The organism is Neoroseomonas soli (genome assembly GCF_018129065.1).
Taxonomy (GTDB): domain Bacteria; phylum Pseudomonadota; class Alphaproteobacteria; order Acetobacterales; family Acetobacteraceae; genus Neoroseomonas; species Neoroseomonas soli.
On the sequence record NZ_JAAEDM010000013.1, the window covers coordinates 12,998 to 31,759 of the forward strand.

Sequence of the window (18,762 nt, forward strand, 5' to 3'; positions counted from 1 at the left end):
TCGGGCATGGCTCCCACCCCCCTCCGCTTCGAAACCCTGCGCGGCGAGGCATTGCGCGCCTGGCTGCCGCGCCTCGCCGGGCTGCGCATCGCAGTGTTCCGCGACTGGCCCTACCTCTACGAGGGCGAGGCCGCGTATGAGGAACGCTACCTCGCAGCCTATGCCGAGAGCCCGGGTGCCGCGGTGATCGTCGCGATCGACGGGGAACGCGCCGTCGGCTGCGCCACCTGCCAGCCCATGACCGAGGCGACCGCCCGCGTGCAGGACGCCTTCCGCGCCCGCGGCCTGGACCCCGCGCGCTGGTGCTACTTCGGCGAGAGCGTGCTGCTGCCCGAATACCGCGGCCAGGGCGCCGGCGTGCGCTTCTTCGAGATGCGGGAGGCGCATGCGCGCTCCCTCGGCCTGCAGGCGGCGGCCTTCTGCGCGGTGACGCGCAACGACAACGATCCGCGCAGGCCGCAGGGCCACGTCCCGCTCGACGCCTTCTGGCGCAAGCGCGGCTATACGCCGCGGGCCGACATCTCCGTGGTCTTCGACTGGCAGGAGGTCGGCGACGACCGCGAGACGCCCCATGCCCTCGGCTTCTGGGTGAAGGATCCGCTGTGAGCGCGCCGGAAGCGAAGCCGCTACGCCTCGGCCTGCTGCAATACGGCGTGGGCCGTCCGGGATCGGTCGCGGAATTCGGCCGCGCCCTGGAAGCGCGGCTCGAGGAAGGTCGCGCGCGCGCCGACCTGCTGGTGCTGCCCGAATATGCCTGCGTCGAACTCGGCGCGGCCCTCGTCGGCGGCGACGTGACCGATGAGCAGACCGAGCTCGCCGCCATGGTCGCGGCCGCGCCGGAGATCCTCGCCGCGATGCGCGAGGCCGCACGGAGCCAACGCGTCTGGTTGCTGCCTGGCACCCTGCCCATGCGCTGCGAGGATGGCCGCGTGGTGAACCGCGCGCCGCTGATCACGCCGGACGGCCGCCTCGCCTTCCAGGACAAGCGCGCGATGACGCGCTTCGAGACGGAACGGTGGGGCGTCAGCCAGGGCTCGGACCCGGGCGTCTTCGACACGCCCTGGGGGCGGATCGGCATCTCCGTCTGCTACGACGTGGAATTCCCCAAGCATGTGCGGGTGCAGGTGCAGGAAGGGGCCTGGCTGGTGCTCGCGCCCTCCTGCACGGACACCGTGGCGGGCTTCAATCGCGTGCGCATCGGCGCGGCGGCACGGGCGATGGAGAACCAGTGCTACGTCGCCATCACGCCGACCGTGGGCCAGGCACCGTGGTCGGCGGCGCTCGACGTGAACCGCGGGCATGCGGCGGTGTTCGGGCCGGTGGATCGCGGCTTCCCCGAGGACGGCGTGCTGGCGCGCGGCGCCCTGGATGCGGACCAGTGGGTCTTCTGCACCCTCGACCCCGCCCGCATCGCGGAGGTCCGGCAGGACGGCCAGGTGCGCAACCACCGCGACTGGCCCCGCGCGCCGTTCGCCCGGCCGATGCCGGCGGCCTTCGCATGACGCTGGTCTATGTCGTCGCCGGCGAGGCCTCGGGCGACGTGCTTGGCGGGCGGCTGATCGCGGCGCTGCGCGCGCGGCGGCCGGACCTGGAATTCGCCGGCATCGGCGGGCCGCGCATGGCCGAGCAGGGCGTGCCGAGCCTCTTCCCCTACGGTGAACTCGCGCTGATGGGGCTGCTCGAGGTGCTGCCGCGCATCTTCCGGCTCAAGCGCCTGCTCGCCGACGCCACCGCCGACGTCCTGGCGAGGCGGCCGGCCGTGCTGGTCACGATCGACAGCCCCGGCTTCACCCTGCGGCTCGCCGAACGGGTGAAGCCGGCGGGCATCCCCGTGGTGCACTACGTCGCGCCGCAGGTCTGGGCCTGGCGCCCCGGCCGGGTGGTGAAGCTGGCGCGGCGGGTGGACCGCATCCTCTGCCTGCTGCCCTTCGAGCCCGTCTTCTTCGAGGCCGCCGGCATCCCGGTGACCTTCGTCGGCCATCCGGTGCTCGAGAGCGGGGCCGACCGCGGCGACGCGGCGCGCTTCCGCGCGGCCCATGCGCTGGGCGAGGCCGAGCGCCCGGTCATCGTCATGCCCGGCAGCCGGCGCACGGAGGTCTCCCGCCTGCTGCCGATCTTCGGCGCGGCGCTGCGCCTGGCCGCCGGGGCCATGCCGGGGCTGCGCCCGGTCGTGCCGGTCGCGCCGATCGTCGCCGAGGCGGTGCGCCGCGCGACGGCCGACTGGCCGGTGCCGCCCATCCTCGTGGAAGGCAACGACGCCAAGCACGACGCCTTCGCCGCGGTCGCGCAGTCCGGCGGCGCCGGGCTGATCAAGTCCGGCACCTCCTCGCTGGAGATGGCCGTCGCCGGCATCCCGCACGTCGTCGCCTATCGCGTGAATCCGGTGACGGCGGCGATCGTGCGGCGGCTCGTCAAGGTGCCCCATGCCTCGCTCGTGAACCTGCTCGCCGAGCGCGAAGTCGTGCCCGAGCGGCTGCAGCAGGATTGCACGCCCGAGGCCCTGGCCGAGGCCTTGCTGACGCCCCTGCGGGATCCCGCCGCCGCGGCCGCGCAGCGTGCAGGCTTCGCGGAAGCGCTGGCGCACCTGCGCGCGCCCGAGGGCATGCCCTCCGAGGCGGCGGCGGAGGCCGTGCTGCGGATGCTCCCGGCGGGATAGCAAGGCGACCGGCGCGAACCTTCCGGGGATGTCGGGTAGCAGTGCCGCGGCCAACCTGATCCACGGCACCGGCCTGATTCCGATGGCGTGCCGTCCGGCGTGACCCTAGGATTCACGCTGCAGCACGGGAGGTCGGGCCATGACTGCATCGCGTCGGAGCCTCCTTGCCGCGGGGCTCGGCGCACCGGCCCTGCTCGGGGGCGGTTCGCGGGCCGCGACGGCGCAGGATGCGCAGCGCGTCATCCGTGCCGTGCCGATCGGGGACCTGCGCGTGCTCGACCCGATCTGGACCACCGCCTACATCACGCGCAACCACGGCTACCTGGTCTTCGACACGCTTTTCGCGCTCGATGCGGAGAACACGCCGCGGCCGCAGATGATCGAGGCGTGGGAGACCAGCGGCGACGGCCTGACCTGGTCCTTCCGGCTGCGCGAGGGATTGCTCTGGCACGATGACACGCCGGTCCGGGCGGCCGACTGCGTCGCCTCGATCCGACGCTGGAGCGCGAAGGACGGCATGGGCCGCGCGCTCGCCGCGGTGACCGAGGCCATGGCGGCACGCGACGATCGCACCTTCACCCTGACGCTGAAGCAGCGCGTCGGCTTCGTGCTCGACGCGCTGGGCAAGATCGACAGCAACGTGCCCTTCATGATGCCGGAGCGGCTGGCGGCGACCGACCCGAACACGCAGGTCACCGAGATGGTCGGCTCCGGCCCCTTCCGCTTCCTGCGCGGGGAATGGGTGCCGGGCGCCAAGGTCGCCTACGGGAAATTCGCCCGCTACCTGCCGCGCGCGGAACCGCCGAGCCAGGCGGCCGGCGGCAAGGTCGCCAAGGTGGACCGGGTGGAACTGCTCTATACGCCCGATGCGGCGACGGCGATGAACGGGTTGCTGGCCGGCGAGCTCGACCTGCTCGAAAGCCCGGCGCCCGACCTGGTGGAGCGCCTGTCCCGCGCACGCGACATCGTCGTCACGCCGAACGACCCGCTCGGCTACCAGATGTTTGCCGTGATGAACCAGCTGCACCCGCCCTTCGACAAGGTGGAGGCGCGGCGTGCCCTGATGTCCGCGGTGCGGCAGTCCGACTTCATGCAGGCCACGGTCGGCGACCGTACGCCCTGGCGCGAATGTGCCGCGATCTTCGGCTGCGCGCTGGAGGACGGGGTGCAGAACGATGCGCTCGGCTGGCCGACCTACGATCTGGCCACGGCCCAACGCATGCTGCGCGAGTCCGGCTATGACGGCCGCCCCGTGGTGGTCATGGATCCCGCGGACAACGCCACGCTGCATCCTTCCGCCCTGCTGATGGCGGACGTGCTGCAGCGCCTCGGCGCCAATGTCGACCTTCAGGCGATGGACTGGAGCACGCTGGTGCAGCGCCGCGCCAATCGCGGCGCGCCAGGCCAGGGCGGCTGGAACATCTTCGTCACCAATGCGACGCTGACCGGCATCGCCAATCCGCTGCTCAACACCTTCGCGCGGCATTGCGAGGAAGCCTGGTTCGGCTGGCCCTGCGACCGGCGGGTGGCCGAACTGATGCGCGCCTGGACCTTCGAGGGCGATCCCACGAAGCGGCGCAACATCCTCAAGCAACTCGAGCGCGTGCATGTCGAGGTGGCGACACTGATCCCGCTCGGGCAGTACCGCAGCGTCATCGCCTATCGCCGGTCCCTGCGCGGCGTGCTGCCGGGACCGGCGCTGTTCTACTGGAACGTCGAGAAGGCCTGACCGGCCAGGGTCACGGCTGCATGTGGCTGCCGCCGTCCTCGATCCAGTTCTGGCCGGTGATGAAGGAGGCGGCCTCCGACAGCAGGAAGCAGATCAGCGGCGCGACCTCCCTCGGCAGCGCCACGCGGCCGAGGGGGATGCGCGCCAGCGTCCGCTCGCGGAAGCGGTCGGAGCGGATGGTCTCGGTCATCGGCGTTTCCACCGTGCCGAAGCCGACGCTGTTCACCCGGATGCCGTAGCGCGCCCATTCCAGCGCCGCCGTCATGGTGATGCCGTAGAGCCCCGACTTCGCCGCCGAGTAGTTCACCTGCCCGATGGACCCGCGCTTGCCCGCCGTCGAGGAGATGTTGACGATCGCACCGGGCGAGGCCTCGCCGGCCTTGGCGCGGGCGATCATGTGCCGGCCCACGGCCTGCTGCATCAGGTGGCAGGCGGTCAGGTTCACGTCGATCACGGCCTGCCACTGCGGCAGCGTCATCTTCTCGATCATCGCCGGGCGGGTGATGCCGGCGTTGTTGACCAGCCCGTGCACGGCGCCGAAGCGGTCCGCCGCCTGCTCGACGACGGAGGCGCAGAAGGCCTCGTCCGTCACGTCGCCGCGGATGGGCAGCGTGCGATCGCCGGCGAGCGCCGCCGAGACCTCGGCGATGGTCTCCGGGTTGCGCTCGACCATGACGAGGTTGCCGCCAAGATCGAGCACGAGCTCGGAGATCGCCCGCCCGATCCCCTGCCCCGTGCCGGTGACGACGACGGTGCGGCCCGTCAGTTCCATCGGGTTGCGCATGGCGTTTCCTTCCCCTGCCGTTGTTGGGCGAAGGGTCGCGCCAAGCGCCCCCGGCCGCAAGGTCAGTTCAGGCGAAGGCCGCGGATCAGGTCGGGTGACGGCTTCGCCTCGCCGCGCTCGACGCGCTTGACGATCTCGGTCAGCGCGGCGTTGGCGGGGGCGGCGATGCCGATCTCCGCGCCCCTGGCGACGACGAAGCCGTTGAGGAACTCGATCTCCGTCCGCCGCCCCTTGACCATGTCCTGGCCCATCGAGGCGCGGTGCGCGCCGCCGCCGGGCTTCTGCGTGTCGGCCAGGCGCTGGGCGTCGTAGGCGCGGCGCGCTTGCTCGTCGCCCTCGCCGGCCCTCGCGATGACCTCGGGGTCCAGGTGCAGGACCTCCTCGAGGTCGTAGCCGAGCGCCTGGCCGACGCGGATCGCCTCGGAACCGAGCCGCGCGGCGAAGGCGCGGACGGCGTCGTCGGCGGTGGCGTCCTTCGCCAGCATCCCGGTCGCGGCGGCGATGCCGTTGCCCATGACATTCGCCACCAGCTTCGACCAGCGCTCGCCCCAGAGATTCGTCGTCGTCAGCGCGCTGTCCGAGAGCGCGACCAGCGAGGTGATGAACTCCGCGCGCGGGGAGATGCGCCCATGCGGCTCGCCGACGCGATAGACGGTGTGCGAGGCGCCCGACTTCCCCGCCGCACGCTTCACATGCGCGGGGCCGGTCAGTTCCACCGTGATCAGCGAGGCGATGGCGCCGAGCACGCGGCCCCAGCCGACGATGCCGGCGATGACTTCCTCGTTGATGCAGTTCTGCAGCGAGACGACGTAGCCGCCGGGCGAGAGATACTGTGCGATCATCGCCGTCGCCCAGGCGGTGTCGTAGGACTTCATGCAGACGAAGGCGATGTCGATGGGGTGTTCCTTCGCCAGCCCCTGCAATTCCGTGAGGTGCAGCGCGCGCACCGGCACCGTGAACTCCGGCACGTCCTTGAGGTGGCTAATGGTCAGGCCGCGCGCGCGCATCGCCTCGACATGCTCGGGCCAGGGATCGACGAAGGTCACGTCATGCCCGGCCTGGGCCATGTAGGCGCCGGCATAGCCGCCGACGGCGCCGGCCCCCACGATGGCGATGCGTGGCTTCATTCCTGATCCTCCGAAACGGTTCACCGCGCGCGGACGGCATTTGACGCAGGATGATCCCGGCAAGAGGCCCTTGGGGCAAGGCCGCTGCCATCATCGAATTATCGGAGCAGCCATGAAAACGGCCGTCGACACCCTCTACCTCCATGACCCGCAGTTCGAGGCCGGCGCCCGCGCCTTCAAGGACGATGTGGGCGGCGACACGGCCATCCACCCCGTCTCCTGCCTCGACACCCTGCGCACGGCGCTGGCGTCCTATTCGCTTGTGCGCTTCCTCGTCTTCGATACGCATGGCGTGCCGGGCAAGCTCTCCCTCGCCGACCACGGCCATGTGGACGGGATGGATTTCGACCTGCTGCGACTGCTGCCGAACGACCTGCTGCGCCCGAAGGCGCGCGTGCTGTTCTACGGCTGCAATCTCGGCGAGGGGAAAGAGGGCGACGTCTTCCTCGACGAGTTCGGCCTCGCCGCCTTTCGCGGCAAGGGCGGCACGGCGGGCGCAAGCACGGTGACGAACTTCACGCTCTCATTCGGCAGCAACAGCACCGCCGGCGTGTGGATGGATCTCGGGAATCCCTTCGCGGCGCGGCTCAAGGTGGTGCGCTTCGACGAATCCGGCCACCGCGCGGAGGCGATGAGCGTCAACCGCTGGGGCACGCCGGACTGATCTTCGCGCCGACCGGCCATTCCGGGCCGGTCCGGCACGAAAGCCCGGCCATCGCGCGCGGCCTCCATGTCGATCCTGCGCGCGATCCCCTCCGCCTTCGCCGTGGCGAAGTCGTCGGGAAGGTTCGGCAGAATCCGGTTGGCCGGGCGGCTCATGCGGTGGAGGGACAAGGGGCCGACCCCGGCAAGGCCTTCGCGACGGAGGATGGCGAGGGCGAGCGCGCACGCCACCGGCCCGGCCGGCGCGGTGCGTCAGCCCCGGCCCGGCCTCATCGAGCTGGCGATCATGAAGCCCAGCCCGAACAGCGTCGGCAGCAGCCACACGGGCATGGTCAGGAACGGCACGAACAGGCCGTCCCAGATGACCGGCGCCAGGTAGCGCTGCACCCCCACCTGCAGCGAATTCAGCGCCGCCGGGTTCACCTTGTACATCGCCGTGCCGAGTTCGTAGCCCCAGCCCAGCGCGAAGCCGAGCGCCACGGCAAGGCCGAAGAATAGCAGGGCGATGGTGCGCAGGATCATGTCATGCCCAGAGTCGTTCGTTCTGGAGACCAGTATAGAGCCCCGCAACGAATTCGCCGTAGCCATTGAAGAGTCGGGTCGGAATCCGCTCGTTCGAGCCGAGCACGCGTTCGCTCGCCTGGCTCCAGCGCGGGTGCGGCACCTCGGGGTTCACATTGGCCCAGAAGCCGTATTCCTGTGGCTGGATGCGCTCCCAGAAGGAGACCGGGCGCCGGTCCGTCAGCGTGATGCGGACGATGCTCTTCCCGCCCTTGAAGCCGTATTTCCACGGCTGGTGGATGCGAATCGGGCCGCCGTTCTGCGCCGGCAGCGGCTTGCCGTAGGCGCCGACCACCATGAACGAGAGGTCGTTGCCCGCCTCGGCGATGGTGCAGCCCTCGATGTAGGGCCAGGGATACCAGGATTGCCGCAGCCCCGGCATGACGGAAGGGACCGCCGCCGTCTCGAACACCACGAAGCGCGCCGAGGCGAGCGGCTTCACCTGCTCCAGCAACGCCGAGAGCGGGAATCCCGTCCAGGGCACCACCATCGACCAGGCCTCGACGCAGCGCAGGCGATAGACGCGCTCTTCGATCGGCATGGTGCGCAGCAGGTCGTCGATGCCGAATTCGCGGGGCGCCTCGACCATGCCCTCGACCTTCACGGTCCAGGGGCGCTGGGGAAGGCGCTGGGCGGCCTGGCTGATCGTCTTGTGGCTGCCGAATTCGTAGTAGTTGTTGAAGGTCGTCGCCTCGCGCTCGGCCGTGATGTCGCGGCCCGGCACGTAGCGGGTGTTGCGCATGGCCGGCGGCAGGACCGGCGCCCCTTGCGCGGCGGCAAGCCCCGGCGCGGCGAGCAGCCCGGCGCCCAGCCCCAGGGCCTTGCGGCGCCCGGCGACCAGGGCTTCGGGTGTCACCTGCGCTTCGGGAATCTCCCAGCCGCGCGGAATGCGGATCGGCATGTCCTGTCCTCCGTTCCCACGAGAGAAGTCGGCCCTCCGCGGCGGAGTTCAAGCCGTCGCGTCAGGCGCCCGGCCGCGGCAGCACGACGGCGGGCGGCTGTCCCAGTGCGGGGGTGACACGATGAAGGCGATAGGCCTCCGCCTCCACCCCGCGCCGGCTGCGGACGAGGCGCCCTTCCAGTCCGGTCAGCGGCTCGGCGCCGGGCCAGAGGGGCGGTCCCTCCCCTCGCCTTTCGCTGCGGACCAGCAGGCCGGTTACGCCCGGCGCGGGGGCCGGAAGCGTGAAAAGACGCCAGCGCGGGTCCATTGCCACCACCACCCGGCCAGCCGGCATGCGGAAGGCGAGGACGGAGGCGAGGCCGTATTCCTCCGCCGCAACGAAGGCGGCGCCATTGCGATCGGCCGCCGCGGCGACCTCGGCGGCGAAGGCATCCCAGCCTCCGAGCCGCGCCAGCGTCGGGTCGCTGCGCCGCGGCAGCGGCAGTGGCGCGGCGATGGCCTGGATATAGACCGCCGCGGTCATCGCCCCCCCCAGCGCCAGCGCCGGCACGCGCAGCCGCAGCCAGGCCCGCCCCTGCAGCAGGCCCGCACCGGCGATGGCGGCCGCCGGATAGAGCACCGCCGGCCAATTCCCCTGCACCCGGCTGCCAGTCGCCTGCCAGAGGAACAGCGCCGCGCCAGGCAGCACCAGCGCGGCCAGCAGCAGGGCCCCATCATCGCGGGTCCGCCACCACGCCCAGGCCGCAGCGGCCGCGCCGGCAGCGCAGAACAGGAACACAAGCGGCGTCGCCAGCGCCACTTGGCCTCCGATCAACTCGCCCAGGAAGCGCAGCGCCTGCCCCACATCGCCCGAACCCGCCCGCCCACCCTGCTTGGCGAAGGAGGCCCAGCCATGCGCCGCGTTCCAGGCGATGACCGGCGCGAAGGCGAGCACCGCCACCGCCCCGCCCGCCCAGAGGTGCCAGCGCGCGAACCAGCGCCGCGCCGACGAATCCAGCAGCAGCCAGACGACCACGCCGGCGCCGAACAGCACGGCAGTGTACTTGCTCGCCAGCGCCAGCCCCGCGAAAAGGCCGACGGCCAGCCACCAGCGGCCATCCCCCGTCCGCTGCACCCGCGCCAGCGCCCAGAGCGCGCAGGTCCAGAAGACCAGCAGCGGCGTGTCCGGCGTCATGGTCACGGCGCCGACGCCGGCGAGCAGCGTCGCGTTGAACAGCGCCGCAGCCCATGGCCCGGCGCGGCGGCCCGGCAGCAGGTCCTCCGCCGCGCGCGCCAGCAGCACCGAGCCGAGCGCAAGGGCAAGCGGCCCCATCAGCCGCACGCCGAGCGCGTTCTCCCCTACCAGCAGCGTGCCCGCGCGGATGAACACCGCGACCATCGGCGGATGGTCGAGATAGCCGCCCTGCAGGTCGCGCGACCACACCCAGTAATAGGCTTCGTCCGGCGCCAGCGGCGCGACGGCGGCGATGACGAGGCGCAGCGCCGTGAGCGCGGCGAGGGCCGCGACCCATGGCATCAGCGCGCGCGCCAGACCAGGGTGGAGGAGACCGCGTAGTTCCACACCACCGTCAGCAGCGCGCCGGCCCCGCCGGCGATTCCCCAGTTCACCAGGCCGTCGCGCAGCAGCAGCCCGGCGATGCCGACATTGGCCACGGCCCCGATGCCGCAGACGACGTAGAAGATCAGCAGGCCGTTCAGCAGCCGTGGACCGCGCAGCCGGCGGTCGCGGTAGGTGATGCGGTTGTTGAGCAGGAAGTTCGCCGTCATGGCGACCAGCGTCGCGGTCCACTGCGCCGGGCCGAATTCCAACGGCCCGAGGCCGTGCAGCAGCCCGAGCACCACGAGATGCACCAGCACGCCGATGCCGCCCACCAGTGCGAAGGCCATGAAGCGCAGCGGCACGATGCCGCCCAGCGCCTTGTCCGCCAGCAGCCCGCCGAATTCCAGCAGCACGCCGGCATCGAGCTTGCTCTCGCCCGCCTCCCGCGCGCGGAAGGTGTAGGGGATCTCGGCGACGCGCAGCGGCCGCCCGGCCGAGAGCAGGATGTCGAGCAGGATCTTGAAACCGGTCGCGGTGAGGCGCGGCGCGAGTTCCTCGAACAGCGCGCGCGGCAAGGCGAAGAAGCCGCTCATCGGGTCGCCGACCTTCACCGGCAGGGCGGCATTGGCGAGCGCCGCGCCGCCATCCGACACCATCCGGCGGATGGGCGAGAGTCCCTCCCCCATCGCGCCGCCATCGACGTTGCGGCTGCCGATGGCGACCTCGGCCTCGCCGCTTTCGAGCGCGGCGAGCATGCGCGGCAGGATGGTCTCGTCGTGCTGCAGGTCGCCGTCGATCACCGCGACATAGGGCGCGGCGGTGGAAAGGATGCCCTCGACGCAGGCGGATGCGAGGCCGCGCCGGCCTATGCGGCGGATGCAGCGGATGCGCGGGTCGGTCGCCGCGATCGCCTTGGCCTTCGCGGCGGTGCCGTCCGGGCTGTCGTCATCGACGAAGATCGCTTCCCACGGGATGCCGGCGAGCGCCGCATCCAGCTTCGCCACCATGGGGGCGACGTTCGGGGCCTCGTTGTAGCAGGGAATGACCACGGCAAGCCGTGGCAGCGGCGGGCGCGCCTCCGATCGGCTCATCAGGGCCCTCGCCTCCGGTGCCGTGCCACCTGATGGCACGGGGTCTGATCTGGCGGCAACAGGAACTCGCTCGCGAATGAGGTGGGGCAGGCTGGCACTAGGAACCTCGTTGCCGGAGCAGCACGGCGATGATGCGCTGGCTCGGCGTGGCTGTTTCGACGCGGCGATCCATCATGCCCTCGGGAATGACCGGCGGGGCAATAGCGGTCGGCCCCGGCCGGGTGAAGACCCTGTAGACGAGCCAGGCATCGCGCTGCGGGGGATCGGTCGCGAAGTCCGGGTCGACGACCACGCGCGCGGCCGGGTCCTGACGGCGGAGGTAGTATTGCAGCGGAAGGGCGATGAAGGGCTCGAGGGCGACAACCTCCGGCGCAGCGCCCCCTTCCGCTGCCGCCCCCTGGATCGCGGCTGCGATGTCGCGCCATTGCAGCCTGGTGTCGGTGCCCTGCGCTGCGCCGGCGTAGGCCAGGACCGCCCAGCCGGCGATCGCCAGGCGCAATGCTGCAATCGCTACCGGCGGTGCGAAGCCGGCCAGACGCGACAGCGAGAGCGCGACCAGCGCGAAATAGGGAAGCGCGACCATCAGCAGGTGCCGCTCACCCCACAGGTTCTGCTTCGCGACGACGCTGAGCCCCGATGTCAGCGCGAGCGGCACCGCCACCATGCCCATCCAGAAGAAGACGCTGTCCGGACTGGCGATCCCGGGCTTCCCGACCCGGATCGCATGCAGCGCGGCCACGGCCGGAGCAAGAAGAAAGAGTGCGATGCCGAGCGTCGTCGCACGCGGGATGTCGATCACGCCATCGAGCCGCGCGAAGAGCCACGCGTAGTCCTGCAGGCCAGGTGGCGAGGTGCCCATCCAGGCGATCTGCGTCGTTGCCGCACCACCATCCTTGAGAATTCCCGCCGCAACGATCCCGACCCAAGGGAGGAACGCGATGCCGATCCCGACCTGGGCGATGAGCAGGGTGCGCAACCCCCTTGCTCCGCCAAGCGTCCGGATTGCGAGTTGGGTCACCAGCACCAGGAAGCCCCAATAATGAACATGCACCATCGCCACGCCCGAAGCCGCGTAGGCCAGCGCCTCCCGCCGGGATCCCGGCTCCATGCAGAGTCTCACGAAGAACAGCGTGTTCAGTGCCGACAGGACATGGAAGAGCGAAAACATCCGCGCATACTGGGAATGGAAGATCAGCGCGTCGTTCACCGTGATCAGCAACAGCAGCAGGCCCAGATCCGCCATCCGGAGGCCGATCGCGCGCCCCAGGAAAACCGCGACGGCCGGGAGCGCCGCACCCGCCAGGGCCGAGATGATCCTGGGGTGGATATCGTCCTCGGGCGCCACGCCAAGATAAACATGCAGCAACGCATAGTATCCCGGCGGATGTGACTTGTCCTCGGCGGCGGTGCGGATCAGGTGCACCCAGCTGTCATTGGCTGCAAGAACGCTGAAGACCTCGTCACCATCCAGGCTGAATAAGGAGATGCCGATCAGCCGGATCAGCAGCGCAAGCAGAAATACCCCGCCGGCAAGCGCCCAGGCCGTCCGCGCCGACATGCCGGAAGCAAGCGGGCCACCCGACGGCGTCGCATCCCCTCGCTCCCGGATACCCGCGCTCCGCGCCGACATCGATATCGCCTCGCCTCTTCCACAACCGCATTGCGCGGGTCCGAACCGTCCTACGGCGGCTGATTTCGAAACAATCCGGCCCGATTGTCCAAGTCTTCTTGTCGGGCGCGTGCCGCACCGTCGCGGACGTCTCGACATATGCTCCGCAAGGCCGCCGGGACATTGCCGGTGCACCCTCGAAAGCGCCGGTTCGGCAAGGAGCGGCGTGCCGGCTGCTCGGGCAGGCCGGCCGGATCACGACCGGCAGTCCGATCACGGCCGGGTCGTGCCGCAGGCGCCAACCGTGCTTCGCATCCAGGCCTGGCTACAGGGAGATCCCGCGGCCCTTCGCCCGGTGCTCCGGCCCGCGGGACCGATCATCGGCCGGGACACGGCCCCGGCGGCAGCCCCACCGCCTTCATCCGTGACCTGACGATGGGGCTGCGGAAGAGATGCCCGGGGGGAAGGACAGAGCGTCGCCCCTCCCCCGCGGAGTCGTGTGGATGTTCGTGCCCGTCGCCGTCACTTCACCACGGAGAACGGCGCCGGCTTCAGCGCCATGACGGTCTGCTGCTTCAGCGCGCCGAGCCCGCCGACCGTCTTCATGAAGTCCTGCCACTGCGGGTCGTTCGCCATCGCCGAGCGGCGGCGGTCGCGATCGCCGAAGCCCTCGTAGAGCCAGCAGAAGACGACCTGGTTGATCGGCCCGATCTCGGTCACGCCGAACATCAGCAGCTGGCCGAGCAGCCGCTTCTGCACCGCCAGGCCGATCTCCTCATAGGCCTTGAGCCAGAGGTGCATCTTGCCCGGATGGAAATCATAGGTGCGGTGATCGACGACCATGCCGGTGCCGCCGATCTCGCGCTTGAACGAAAAACCCTTCGCCGAGGTGATGGGTGAAAAGGAAGTCGGCTTGAGGAACTTCACCTCCTGGCTCGCCAGCGCGCCCGAGGCGGCGGAACGCTTGCGGAACTCCTGCCATTCCGGATCGGCTTCCCGCGCGGCCAGCCCGGCCTCGCGCGCGTCGATGTCGTCCCAGCCACGCATGAAGACGAAGCGGTTGATGGTGCCGACCTCGGCGAGGAAAGCGCCGAGCGAAACCGCCCCTGTGGTGCGGGCCGAGGCAGGGCCGCCGAGTTCCTTGTAGGCCTCGAGCCAGACCGGCAGCTTGCCGGGGTGAAAGGTGTACTGCCGGTGTTCGATGTACATGGCGTTTCCTTTGAATCGCGGGCGCCGCACCTTCGGCCGTGCGGCGCCACGGCGCAACGGGGGGTCAGGCGGCGGGCAGGATCACGCCCTTCCCCGTGGTCTGCTGGTCAAAGAGGCGATAGGCCTCCTCCGCCTGGTCGAGCCGCCAGCGATGCGTGAACAGCCTGTCCACCGGGATGTTGCGCTCCGCGACGTAGCGCGCGCATTCGAGCTGCCCGACGGTGGAGAAGGTCCAGGACCCGATCAGCGTCACCTGCCGGCGCAACAGGTCGGGGCTGACGTCGAGGGTGACGTCGCCACCCTCCCCCACGAAGCAGGCCTTGCCCCAGGTGCGCACGCACTGCACCGCCTGGCGACGCGCGAGCGGGTTCGACGACGCGTCGATCGAGGCATGCGCGCCGAGGCCGTGCGTCGCCGCCTTGATCGCGCCGAGCACGTCATTGGTCTCGGCCGGGTTGATCAGCAGGTCGGCGCCGAATTCCTTCGCGCGCTCCAGGCGTTCGGGCGAGGTGTCCAGTGCGATCACCCTCGCGCCCATCCTCGCCGCGAGCAGCGTCGCCGACAGCCCCACCGGCCCCTGCCCGAACACGGCGATGGTCTGGTCGCCGGTGAGGCCGAGCCGTTGCAGCGCGCCCCAGGCCGTGCCCGTGCCGCAGGAGATCGCCGCGCCGGTCTCGAACGAGAGTTCCTCCGGCAGTTCCACCAGCGTGCGCGCCGGGCATTTCAGGTAGCGGGCATGGCCGCCATGGCCGGTGACGCCATAGACCTCCTTCACGCCCTCGACGCAAAGCTGCATCCAACCGGTGTTGCAGTGGGGGCAGACGCCGCAGCCGCGGTAGTGGTGCTGCATCGCCCGCATGCCGATCCAGGCCTGGTTGGACGCGACGCCCTGCCCGACGGCGACGACCACGCCGCAGGGCTCGTGCCCGGCGATGATCGGCCCGGAGGTGGCGCCGAGGCCAAGCGCCGCGGTCCGCCCCGGCCCGCCCGGAGCGCGGTAGAACTTGAGGTCGCTGCCACACATGCCGGAGGCGCGGATCTCCAGCACCACCTCCCCCGGACCCGGCGTCGGGTCGGGGAAATCCATCAGTTCGAGCTTCCGGTCCCCGGTAAAGACGACACCCTTCATGTGCGTTCCTCCTTGGTTCGGAGCGAAGCACCGGGCCGGCAGGTGGTCCAGGGATCGATTTTTTTGCTGCATTGCAACGGAATTGACTTGGCGCAACACGCGCGATCTGCCCTAGGTCAAGCATATTCCAGGATCCGCACCATGCGGCGGACATGGAAGCAGGGAGCAGCCGCTTGACCCCCGACACCCGCCCGCGTGACCCGCTGCCCATCGTCTGGGACCCCGACAGCCGCGTCGGCGACATGCTCAAGGGCAAGCGCGGCTTGGTCGTCGGCGTCGCGAACGCCGATTCGATCGCCTATGGCTGCGCGGTGAAGCTGCGCGCCTTCGGCGCCGAGCTCGCCATGACCTACCTGAACGAGAGGGCGGAAAAGCACGTCCGCCCGCTCGCGGAGCAACTCCAGGCGCAGATCGTCGCCCCGCTCGACGTGCAGCAGCCCGGCCAGATCGAAGCGCTGTTCGAGCGCATCGCGACGGAATGGGGGCGGCTCGACTTCCTCATCCACTCCATCGCCTTCGCCCCGCGGGAAGACCTGCACGGCCGCGTGGTGGACTGCTCGGCCGAGGGCTTCGCCCAGGCCATGCACGTCTCCTGCTGGTCCTTCCTGCGCATGGCGAAGCTCGCGGAGCCGCTGATGACCCAGGGCGGCGTGCTGGCAGCCATGTCCTACTATGGCGCGGACAAGGTCGTCGGGAACTACAACGTCATGGGGCCGGTCAAGGCGGCTCTCGAGGCTTCGGTGCGCTACATGGCGGATGAGCTGGGAGAGAAGGGCATCCGCGTCTTCGCCGTCTCGCCCGGCCCGCTCAGGACCCGCGCCGCAAGCGGCATCGCCCAGTTCGACGAGCTGGTGCAGATGGCGCAGGAACGCGCGCCGCAGCATCGCCTGGTGGACATCGCGGAGGTCGGGCGCGTCGTCTCCTTCCTGGTGGGCGGCGCCTCCTCCGGCATGACCGGCGACACGATCTACGTGGACGCCGGCCTGCACAACGTGGCGTGACCGCGATGCGCAAGCCCCTGTCCACGGCCGAGGCAGCCGAACGCGTGCCCGATGGCGCGACGGTCGGGCAGATCCTCGCGGCCACCGCCACCACCCTGACCATTCCCGACACCGCGCCGGAGACGAAACCGTGACGATCACCGCCCCTGCCCTCGTCGGGCGCTCCTGGGACGACATCAAGGAAGGCGAGAGCGCGAGCATCACCCGCGTCTGCACGCCGAACGACCTGGTCGTCTTCGCCCATGCCTCGGGCAACCTGAACCCCGTCCACCTGCCAGGCGAGGCTGAGCAGGAAACCGGCCGCGCGCCGGTCGCGCCGGCCATGTGGTGCGGCTCGCTCTTCTCCGCCGTGTTCGGCAACAGGCTGCCGGGTCCGGGCACGGTCTATCGCTACCAGGACCTGCGCTTCCATGCGCGCGTCGAGGCCGGGGACGCGGTGGTGGCGACGGTGCGGGTGCGCGAGAAGCTGCCGGGCAACCTGCTGATCATGGACTGCCGGCTGGAGAAGGCGGACGGCACCGTGGTCTGCACCGGCACGGCGGAGATCAGCCCGCCGCTGACGCGCCTCGTGACCGATGGCGTCATCATCCCGGAACTCACCCTCGTCCGGCGCGGCAAGTTCTCCCGCCTGCTAGCCGCCTGCCGCGGCATCCCGCCGATGCCGACCGCCATCGCCGCGCCGACCGACGAGAATTCCCTCGGCGGCGCCTGGGAGGCGACGAAGGAAGGGCTGATCGAGCCCATCCTCGTCGGCCCCGAGGCGATGATCCGCGCCGAGGCGGAGAAGCTCGGCTGGGATCTCGCCGGCGTCGCGATCGAGAACGTCGCCGAGGTCCACGATGCGCCCGCCCGCGCCGTCTGCCTGGTCCACGAAGGCAAGGCCGAGGCGGTGATGAAGGGCAACATCCACTCGGACGAGGTGCTGCGCCACGTCACCAAATCCGACGGCGGCCTGCGCGCGGGGCGGCGCATCAGCCACTGCTTCGTGCTCGACATCCCCGGGCACGAAGGGCTGATGATCATCACCGACGCGGCGATCAACATCCTGCCCGACCTGGCGACCAAGGCCGACATCGTGCAGAACGCGATCGACCTCGCGCGGGCGATCGGCATCCGGGAACCGCGCGTCGGCATCCTCTCGGCGGTCGAGACGATCAATCCGGCCATCCCTTCCACCATCGACGCCGCCGCGCTCGCCAAGATGGCCGAGCGGGGGCAGATAACGGGCGGGCTGGTGGACGGCCCGCTCGCCATGGACAACGCGGTCGACCTGGAGGCGGCGCGGACCAAGGGCATCCATTCGACGGTCGCCGGCCGCGCGGACGTGCTGGTGGCGCCGAACCTGGAAGCGGGGAACATGCTGGCGAAGCAGCTCGTCTTCCTCTCGCAGGCGGATACGGGCGGGATCGTGACGGGCGCCAAGGTGCCGGTGATGCTGACCAGCCGCGCCGACGACGAGCATGCGCGGCTGATGTCGGCGGCGCTGGCCGTGCTCTACGGGCACTGGCGGCGCACCGGGAAGTGCCTGGTGCCGGAGCTCGGCGCATGATGACCGACGCGATCCTCGTCCTCAACGCCGGTTCCTCCTCCATCAAGTTCGAGCTCTTCTCGGTCAACGGCGACGATCCCGAATCGCGGCTCGAAGGCCAGATGGAGGGCATCGGCGCCTCGCCCCGCCTGATCGCGCGCGACGCGCGGCGTCAGGTTCTGGCTGACCATCGCTGGGCCGGTCCGGATGTCGCGGACCATGCGACGGCGCTGCGGGTGATGGGGCAGGAACTCGCCCCGGCCGTCGAGGGCTACAGGATCGTCGCGGTCGGGCACCGCGTGGTCCATGGCGGGCCGGATTTCGCCGCCCCCGTCATCGTGGACGACGGGATGATGGACAGGCTGCGCGCCCTCGCGCCGCTGGCCCCGCTGCACCAGCCGCACAACCTGGCCGGCATCGCCGCCGCGCGCGCGGCACTGCCCGGCGTGCCGCAGGTCGCCTGCTTCGACACGTCCTTCCACCGCACCCATGCCTGGGAAGCGGACACCTTCGCCCTGCCGCCGGAATTCTACGACCGCGGCATCCGGCGCTACGGCTTCCACGGCCTGTCCTACGAATACATCGCCGCGAACCTTGCCGAGGAGGAGCCTGCCCTGGCGGCCGGGCGCGTGGTGGTGGCGCATCTCGGCAACGGGTCCTCGCTCTGCGCCATCCGCAACGGGCGCAGCGTGGACAGCACCATGGGCTTCACCGCGCTGGACGGTGTGCCGATGGGCACGCGCTGCGGGCAGATCGATCCGGGCGTGCTGCTGCACCTGATGCAGGCCGAGGGCATGGACGCCGCCGCGCTGCAGAAGCTGCTCTACGGCAATGCGGGGCTGAAGGGCATGTCCGGCATCAGCCAGGACGTGCGGGACCTGGAGGCCAGCGGCGAGCCGCGCGCGGCCGGCGCCCTCGCCTACTACGTCTGGCGCGTGCGGCGGGAGATCGGCGCGCTGGCCGCCGCCCTGGGCGGAATCGACGCCCTCGTCTTCACTGCCGGGATCGGGGAGAACGCCCGCAACCTCCGGGCGCGGATCTGCGACGGACTCGACTTCCTCGGCATCGCCGTGGACCCGGAGCGAAACGCCGCCAATGCCCCGGAAATCTCGTCTCCCGGGGCGCGGACGCGGGTGCTGGTCCGGCCGACCGACGAGGAAGGCATGATCGCCCGGCACGTCCTGGCTTTGTTGCAGCGCAGCCAAAACGCTTGAACCGGCCCGCCCGGCAGCGC

Annotated in this window: 18 protein-coding genes; 9 read left to right on the forward strand and 9 right to left on the reverse strand. The window is 70.7% G+C overall.

The window, feature by feature from the left end:
- Positions 1-6 precede the first annotated feature (6 nt).
- From GXW76_RS07265 to GXW76_RS07280, 4 genes are all read left to right on the forward strand, one after another.
- Entirely contained in the window at positions 7-606 is a 600-nt protein-coding gene (locus tag GXW76_RS07265; protein WP_211861336.1) for a GNAT family N-acetyltransferase, read from the forward strand.
- Positions 603-1,502, forward strand: coding sequence for a carbon-nitrogen hydrolase family protein (locus tag GXW76_RS07270; protein ID WP_211861337.1), 900 nt, complete (start codon positions 603-605; stop codon positions 1,500-1,502). The genes GXW76_RS07265 and GXW76_RS07270 overlap by 4 nt, the downstream gene beginning before the upstream one ends.
- Entirely contained in the window at positions 1,499-2,656 is a 1,158-nt protein-coding gene (gene lpxB, locus GXW76_RS07275) for a lipid-A-disaccharide synthase (protein WP_211861338.1), read from the forward strand. The genes GXW76_RS07270 and lpxB overlap by 4 nt, the downstream gene beginning before the upstream one ends.
- Positions 2,657-2,795: 139 nt before the next feature.
- Positions 2,796-4,385: an ABC transporter substrate-binding protein gene (locus GXW76_RS07280; protein ID WP_211861339.1), complete on the forward strand. Its 1,590-nt coding sequence runs from the start codon at positions 2,796-2,798 to the stop codon at positions 4,383-4,385.
- 10 nt (positions 4,386-4,395) lie between these two features.
- Here the strand turns inward: GXW76_RS07280 and GXW76_RS07285 are convergent, their stop codons facing one another.
- Positions 4,396-5,169: an SDR family NAD(P)-dependent oxidoreductase gene (locus tag GXW76_RS07285; RefSeq protein ID WP_211861340.1), complete on the reverse strand. Its 774-nt coding sequence runs from the start codon at positions 5,167-5,169 to the stop codon at positions 4,396-4,398.
- Positions 5,170-5,231: 62 nt separating this feature from the next.
- Positions 5,232-6,296 carry a ketopantoate reductase family protein gene (locus GXW76_RS07290; RefSeq protein ID WP_211861341.1) on the reverse strand — a complete coding sequence of 355 codons (1,065 nt, stop codon included), beginning with the start codon at positions 6,294-6,296 and terminating at the stop codon, positions 5,232-5,234.
- 112 nt (positions 6,297-6,408) lie between these two features.
- Between GXW76_RS07290 and GXW76_RS07295 the strand changes: the two genes are divergently transcribed.
- Positions 6,409-6,960, forward strand: coding sequence for a hypothetical protein (locus GXW76_RS07295; RefSeq protein WP_211861342.1), 552 nt, complete (start codon positions 6,409-6,411; stop codon positions 6,958-6,960).
- Between the two features lie 251 nt (positions 6,961-7,211).
- Here the strand turns inward: GXW76_RS07295 and GXW76_RS07300 are convergent, their stop codons facing one another.
- From GXW76_RS07300 to GXW76_RS07330, 7 genes are all read right to left on the reverse strand, one after another.
- Positions 7,212-7,481 (reverse strand): hypothetical protein, encoded by a 270-nt coding sequence (locus GXW76_RS07300; RefSeq protein WP_211861343.1) that lies wholly within the window; start codon positions 7,479-7,481, stop codon positions 7,212-7,214.
- 1 nt (position 7,482) lies between these two features.
- A complete protein-coding gene (msrP, locus tag GXW76_RS07305) occupies positions 7,483-8,421 on the reverse strand; it encodes a protein-methionine-sulfoxide reductase catalytic subunit MsrP (protein WP_211861344.1) in 939 nt (312 codons plus the stop codon).
- A gap of 61 nt (positions 8,422-8,482) precedes the next feature.
- Positions 8,483-9,937, reverse strand: coding sequence for a glycosyltransferase family 39 protein (locus GXW76_RS07310; RefSeq protein WP_211861345.1), 1,455 nt, complete (start codon positions 9,935-9,937; stop codon positions 8,483-8,485).
- Positions 9,937-11,052: a glycosyltransferase gene (locus GXW76_RS07315; RefSeq protein WP_211861346.1), complete on the reverse strand. Its 1,116-nt coding sequence runs from the start codon at positions 11,050-11,052 to the stop codon at positions 9,937-9,939. The genes GXW76_RS07310 and GXW76_RS07315 overlap by 1 nt, the downstream gene beginning before the upstream one ends.
- Before the next feature lie 97 nt (positions 11,053-11,149).
- Positions 11,150-12,682, reverse strand: coding sequence for a glycosyltransferase family 39 protein (locus tag GXW76_RS07320; protein WP_211861347.1), 1,533 nt, complete (start codon positions 12,680-12,682; stop codon positions 11,150-11,152).
- A gap of 501 nt (positions 12,683-13,183) precedes the next feature.
- On the reverse strand, positions 13,184-13,870 hold the full coding sequence (locus tag GXW76_RS07325; protein WP_211861348.1) for an NIPSNAP family protein: 687 nt from the start codon (positions 13,868-13,870) through the stop codon (positions 13,184-13,186).
- Between the two features lie 64 nt (positions 13,871-13,934).
- Positions 13,935-14,999: a zinc-dependent alcohol dehydrogenase family protein gene (locus GXW76_RS07330; RefSeq protein ID WP_211861349.1), complete on the reverse strand. Its 1,065-nt coding sequence runs from the start codon at positions 14,997-14,999 to the stop codon at positions 13,935-13,937.
- A 173-nt stretch (positions 15,000-15,172) separates the two neighbouring features.
- On the opposite strand from GXW76_RS07330, the gene fabI reads away from it, so the two are divergent.
- The 4 genes from fabI to GXW76_RS07345 are packed head-to-tail and all read left to right on the forward strand — an operon-like array spanning position 15,173 to position 18,742.
- Complete coding sequence (gene fabI / locus GXW76_RS07335; protein ID WP_456307101.1) at positions 15,173-16,000, forward strand: enoyl-ACP reductase FabI; 828 nt, start codon at positions 15,173-15,175, stop codon at positions 15,998-16,000.
- 5 nt (positions 16,001-16,005) lie between these two features.
- Positions 16,006-16,134 carry a hypothetical protein gene (locus GXW76_RS25975; RefSeq protein WP_272876030.1) on the forward strand — a complete coding sequence of 43 codons (129 nt, stop codon included), beginning with the start codon at positions 16,006-16,008 and terminating at the stop codon, positions 16,132-16,134.
- Positions 16,131-17,549, forward strand: a complete 1,419-nt coding sequence (locus tag GXW76_RS07340; protein ID WP_211861350.1) for a bifunctional enoyl-CoA hydratase/phosphate acetyltransferase — start codon at positions 16,131-16,133, stop codon at positions 17,547-17,549. The genes GXW76_RS25975 and GXW76_RS07340 overlap by 4 nt, the downstream gene beginning before the upstream one ends.
- Positions 17,546-18,742 carry an acetate/propionate family kinase gene (locus tag GXW76_RS07345; protein ID WP_338150907.1) on the forward strand — a complete coding sequence of 399 codons (1,197 nt, stop codon included), beginning with the start codon at positions 17,546-17,548 and terminating at the stop codon, positions 18,740-18,742. The genes GXW76_RS07340 and GXW76_RS07345 overlap by 4 nt, the downstream gene beginning before the upstream one ends.
- The last annotated feature ends 20 nt before the right edge of the window (positions 18,743-18,762 follow it).

Excerpts from the sequence above, each read along its gene's own strand:
- GXW76_RS07265 (WP_211861336.1), top strand. The coding sequence starts at position 7 with ATGGCTCCCACCCCCCTCCGCTTCGAAACCCTGCGCGGCGAGGCATTG.
- lpxB (WP_211861338.1), top strand. The coding sequence starts at position 1,499 with ATGACGCTGGTCTATGTCGTCGCCGGCGAGGCCTCGGGCGACGTGCTT.
- GXW76_RS07280 (WP_211861339.1), top strand. The coding sequence starts at position 2,796 with ATGACTGCATCGCGTCGGAGCCTCCTTGCCGCGGGGCTCGGCGCACCG.
- GXW76_RS07285 (WP_211861340.1), bottom strand. The coding sequence starts at position 5,169 with ATGCGCAACCCGATGGAACTGACGGGCCGCACCGTCGTCGTCACCGGC.
- GXW76_RS07290 (WP_211861341.1), bottom strand. The coding sequence starts at position 6,296 with ATGAAGCCACGCATCGCCATCGTGGGGGCCGGCGCCGTCGGCGGCTAT.
- GXW76_RS07295 (WP_211861342.1), top strand. The coding sequence starts at position 6,409 with ATGAAAACGGCCGTCGACACCCTCTACCTCCATGACCCGCAGTTCGAG.
- GXW76_RS07300 (WP_211861343.1), bottom strand. The coding sequence starts at position 7,481 with ATGATCCTGCGCACCATCGCCCTGCTATTCTTCGGCCTTGCCGTGGCG.
- msrP (WP_211861344.1), bottom strand. The coding sequence starts at position 8,421 with ATGCCGATCCGCATTCCGCGCGGCTGGGAGATTCCCGAAGCGCAGGTG.
- GXW76_RS07310 (WP_211861345.1), bottom strand. The coding sequence starts at position 9,937 with ATGCCATGGGTCGCGGCCCTCGCCGCGCTCACGGCGCTGCGCCTCGTC.
- GXW76_RS07315 (WP_211861346.1), bottom strand. The coding sequence starts at position 11,052 with ATGAGCCGATCGGAGGCGCGCCCGCCGCTGCCACGGCTTGCCGTGGTC.
- GXW76_RS07320 (WP_211861347.1), bottom strand. The coding sequence starts at position 12,682 with ATGTCGGCGCGGAGCGCGGGTATCCGGGAGCGAGGGGATGCGACGCCG.
- GXW76_RS07325 (WP_211861348.1), bottom strand. The coding sequence starts at position 13,870 with ATGTACATCGAACACCGGCAGTACACCTTTCACCCCGGCAAGCTGCCG.
- GXW76_RS07330 (WP_211861349.1), bottom strand. The coding sequence starts at position 14,999 with ATGAAGGGTGTCGTCTTTACCGGGGACCGGAAGCTCGAACTGATGGAT.
- GXW76_RS25975 (WP_272876030.1), top strand. The coding sequence starts at position 16,006 with ATGCGCAAGCCCCTGTCCACGGCCGAGGCAGCCGAACGCGTGCCCGAT.
- GXW76_RS07345 (WP_338150907.1), top strand. The coding sequence starts at position 17,546 with ATGATGACCGACGCGATCCTCGTCCTCAACGCCGGTTCCTCCTCCATC.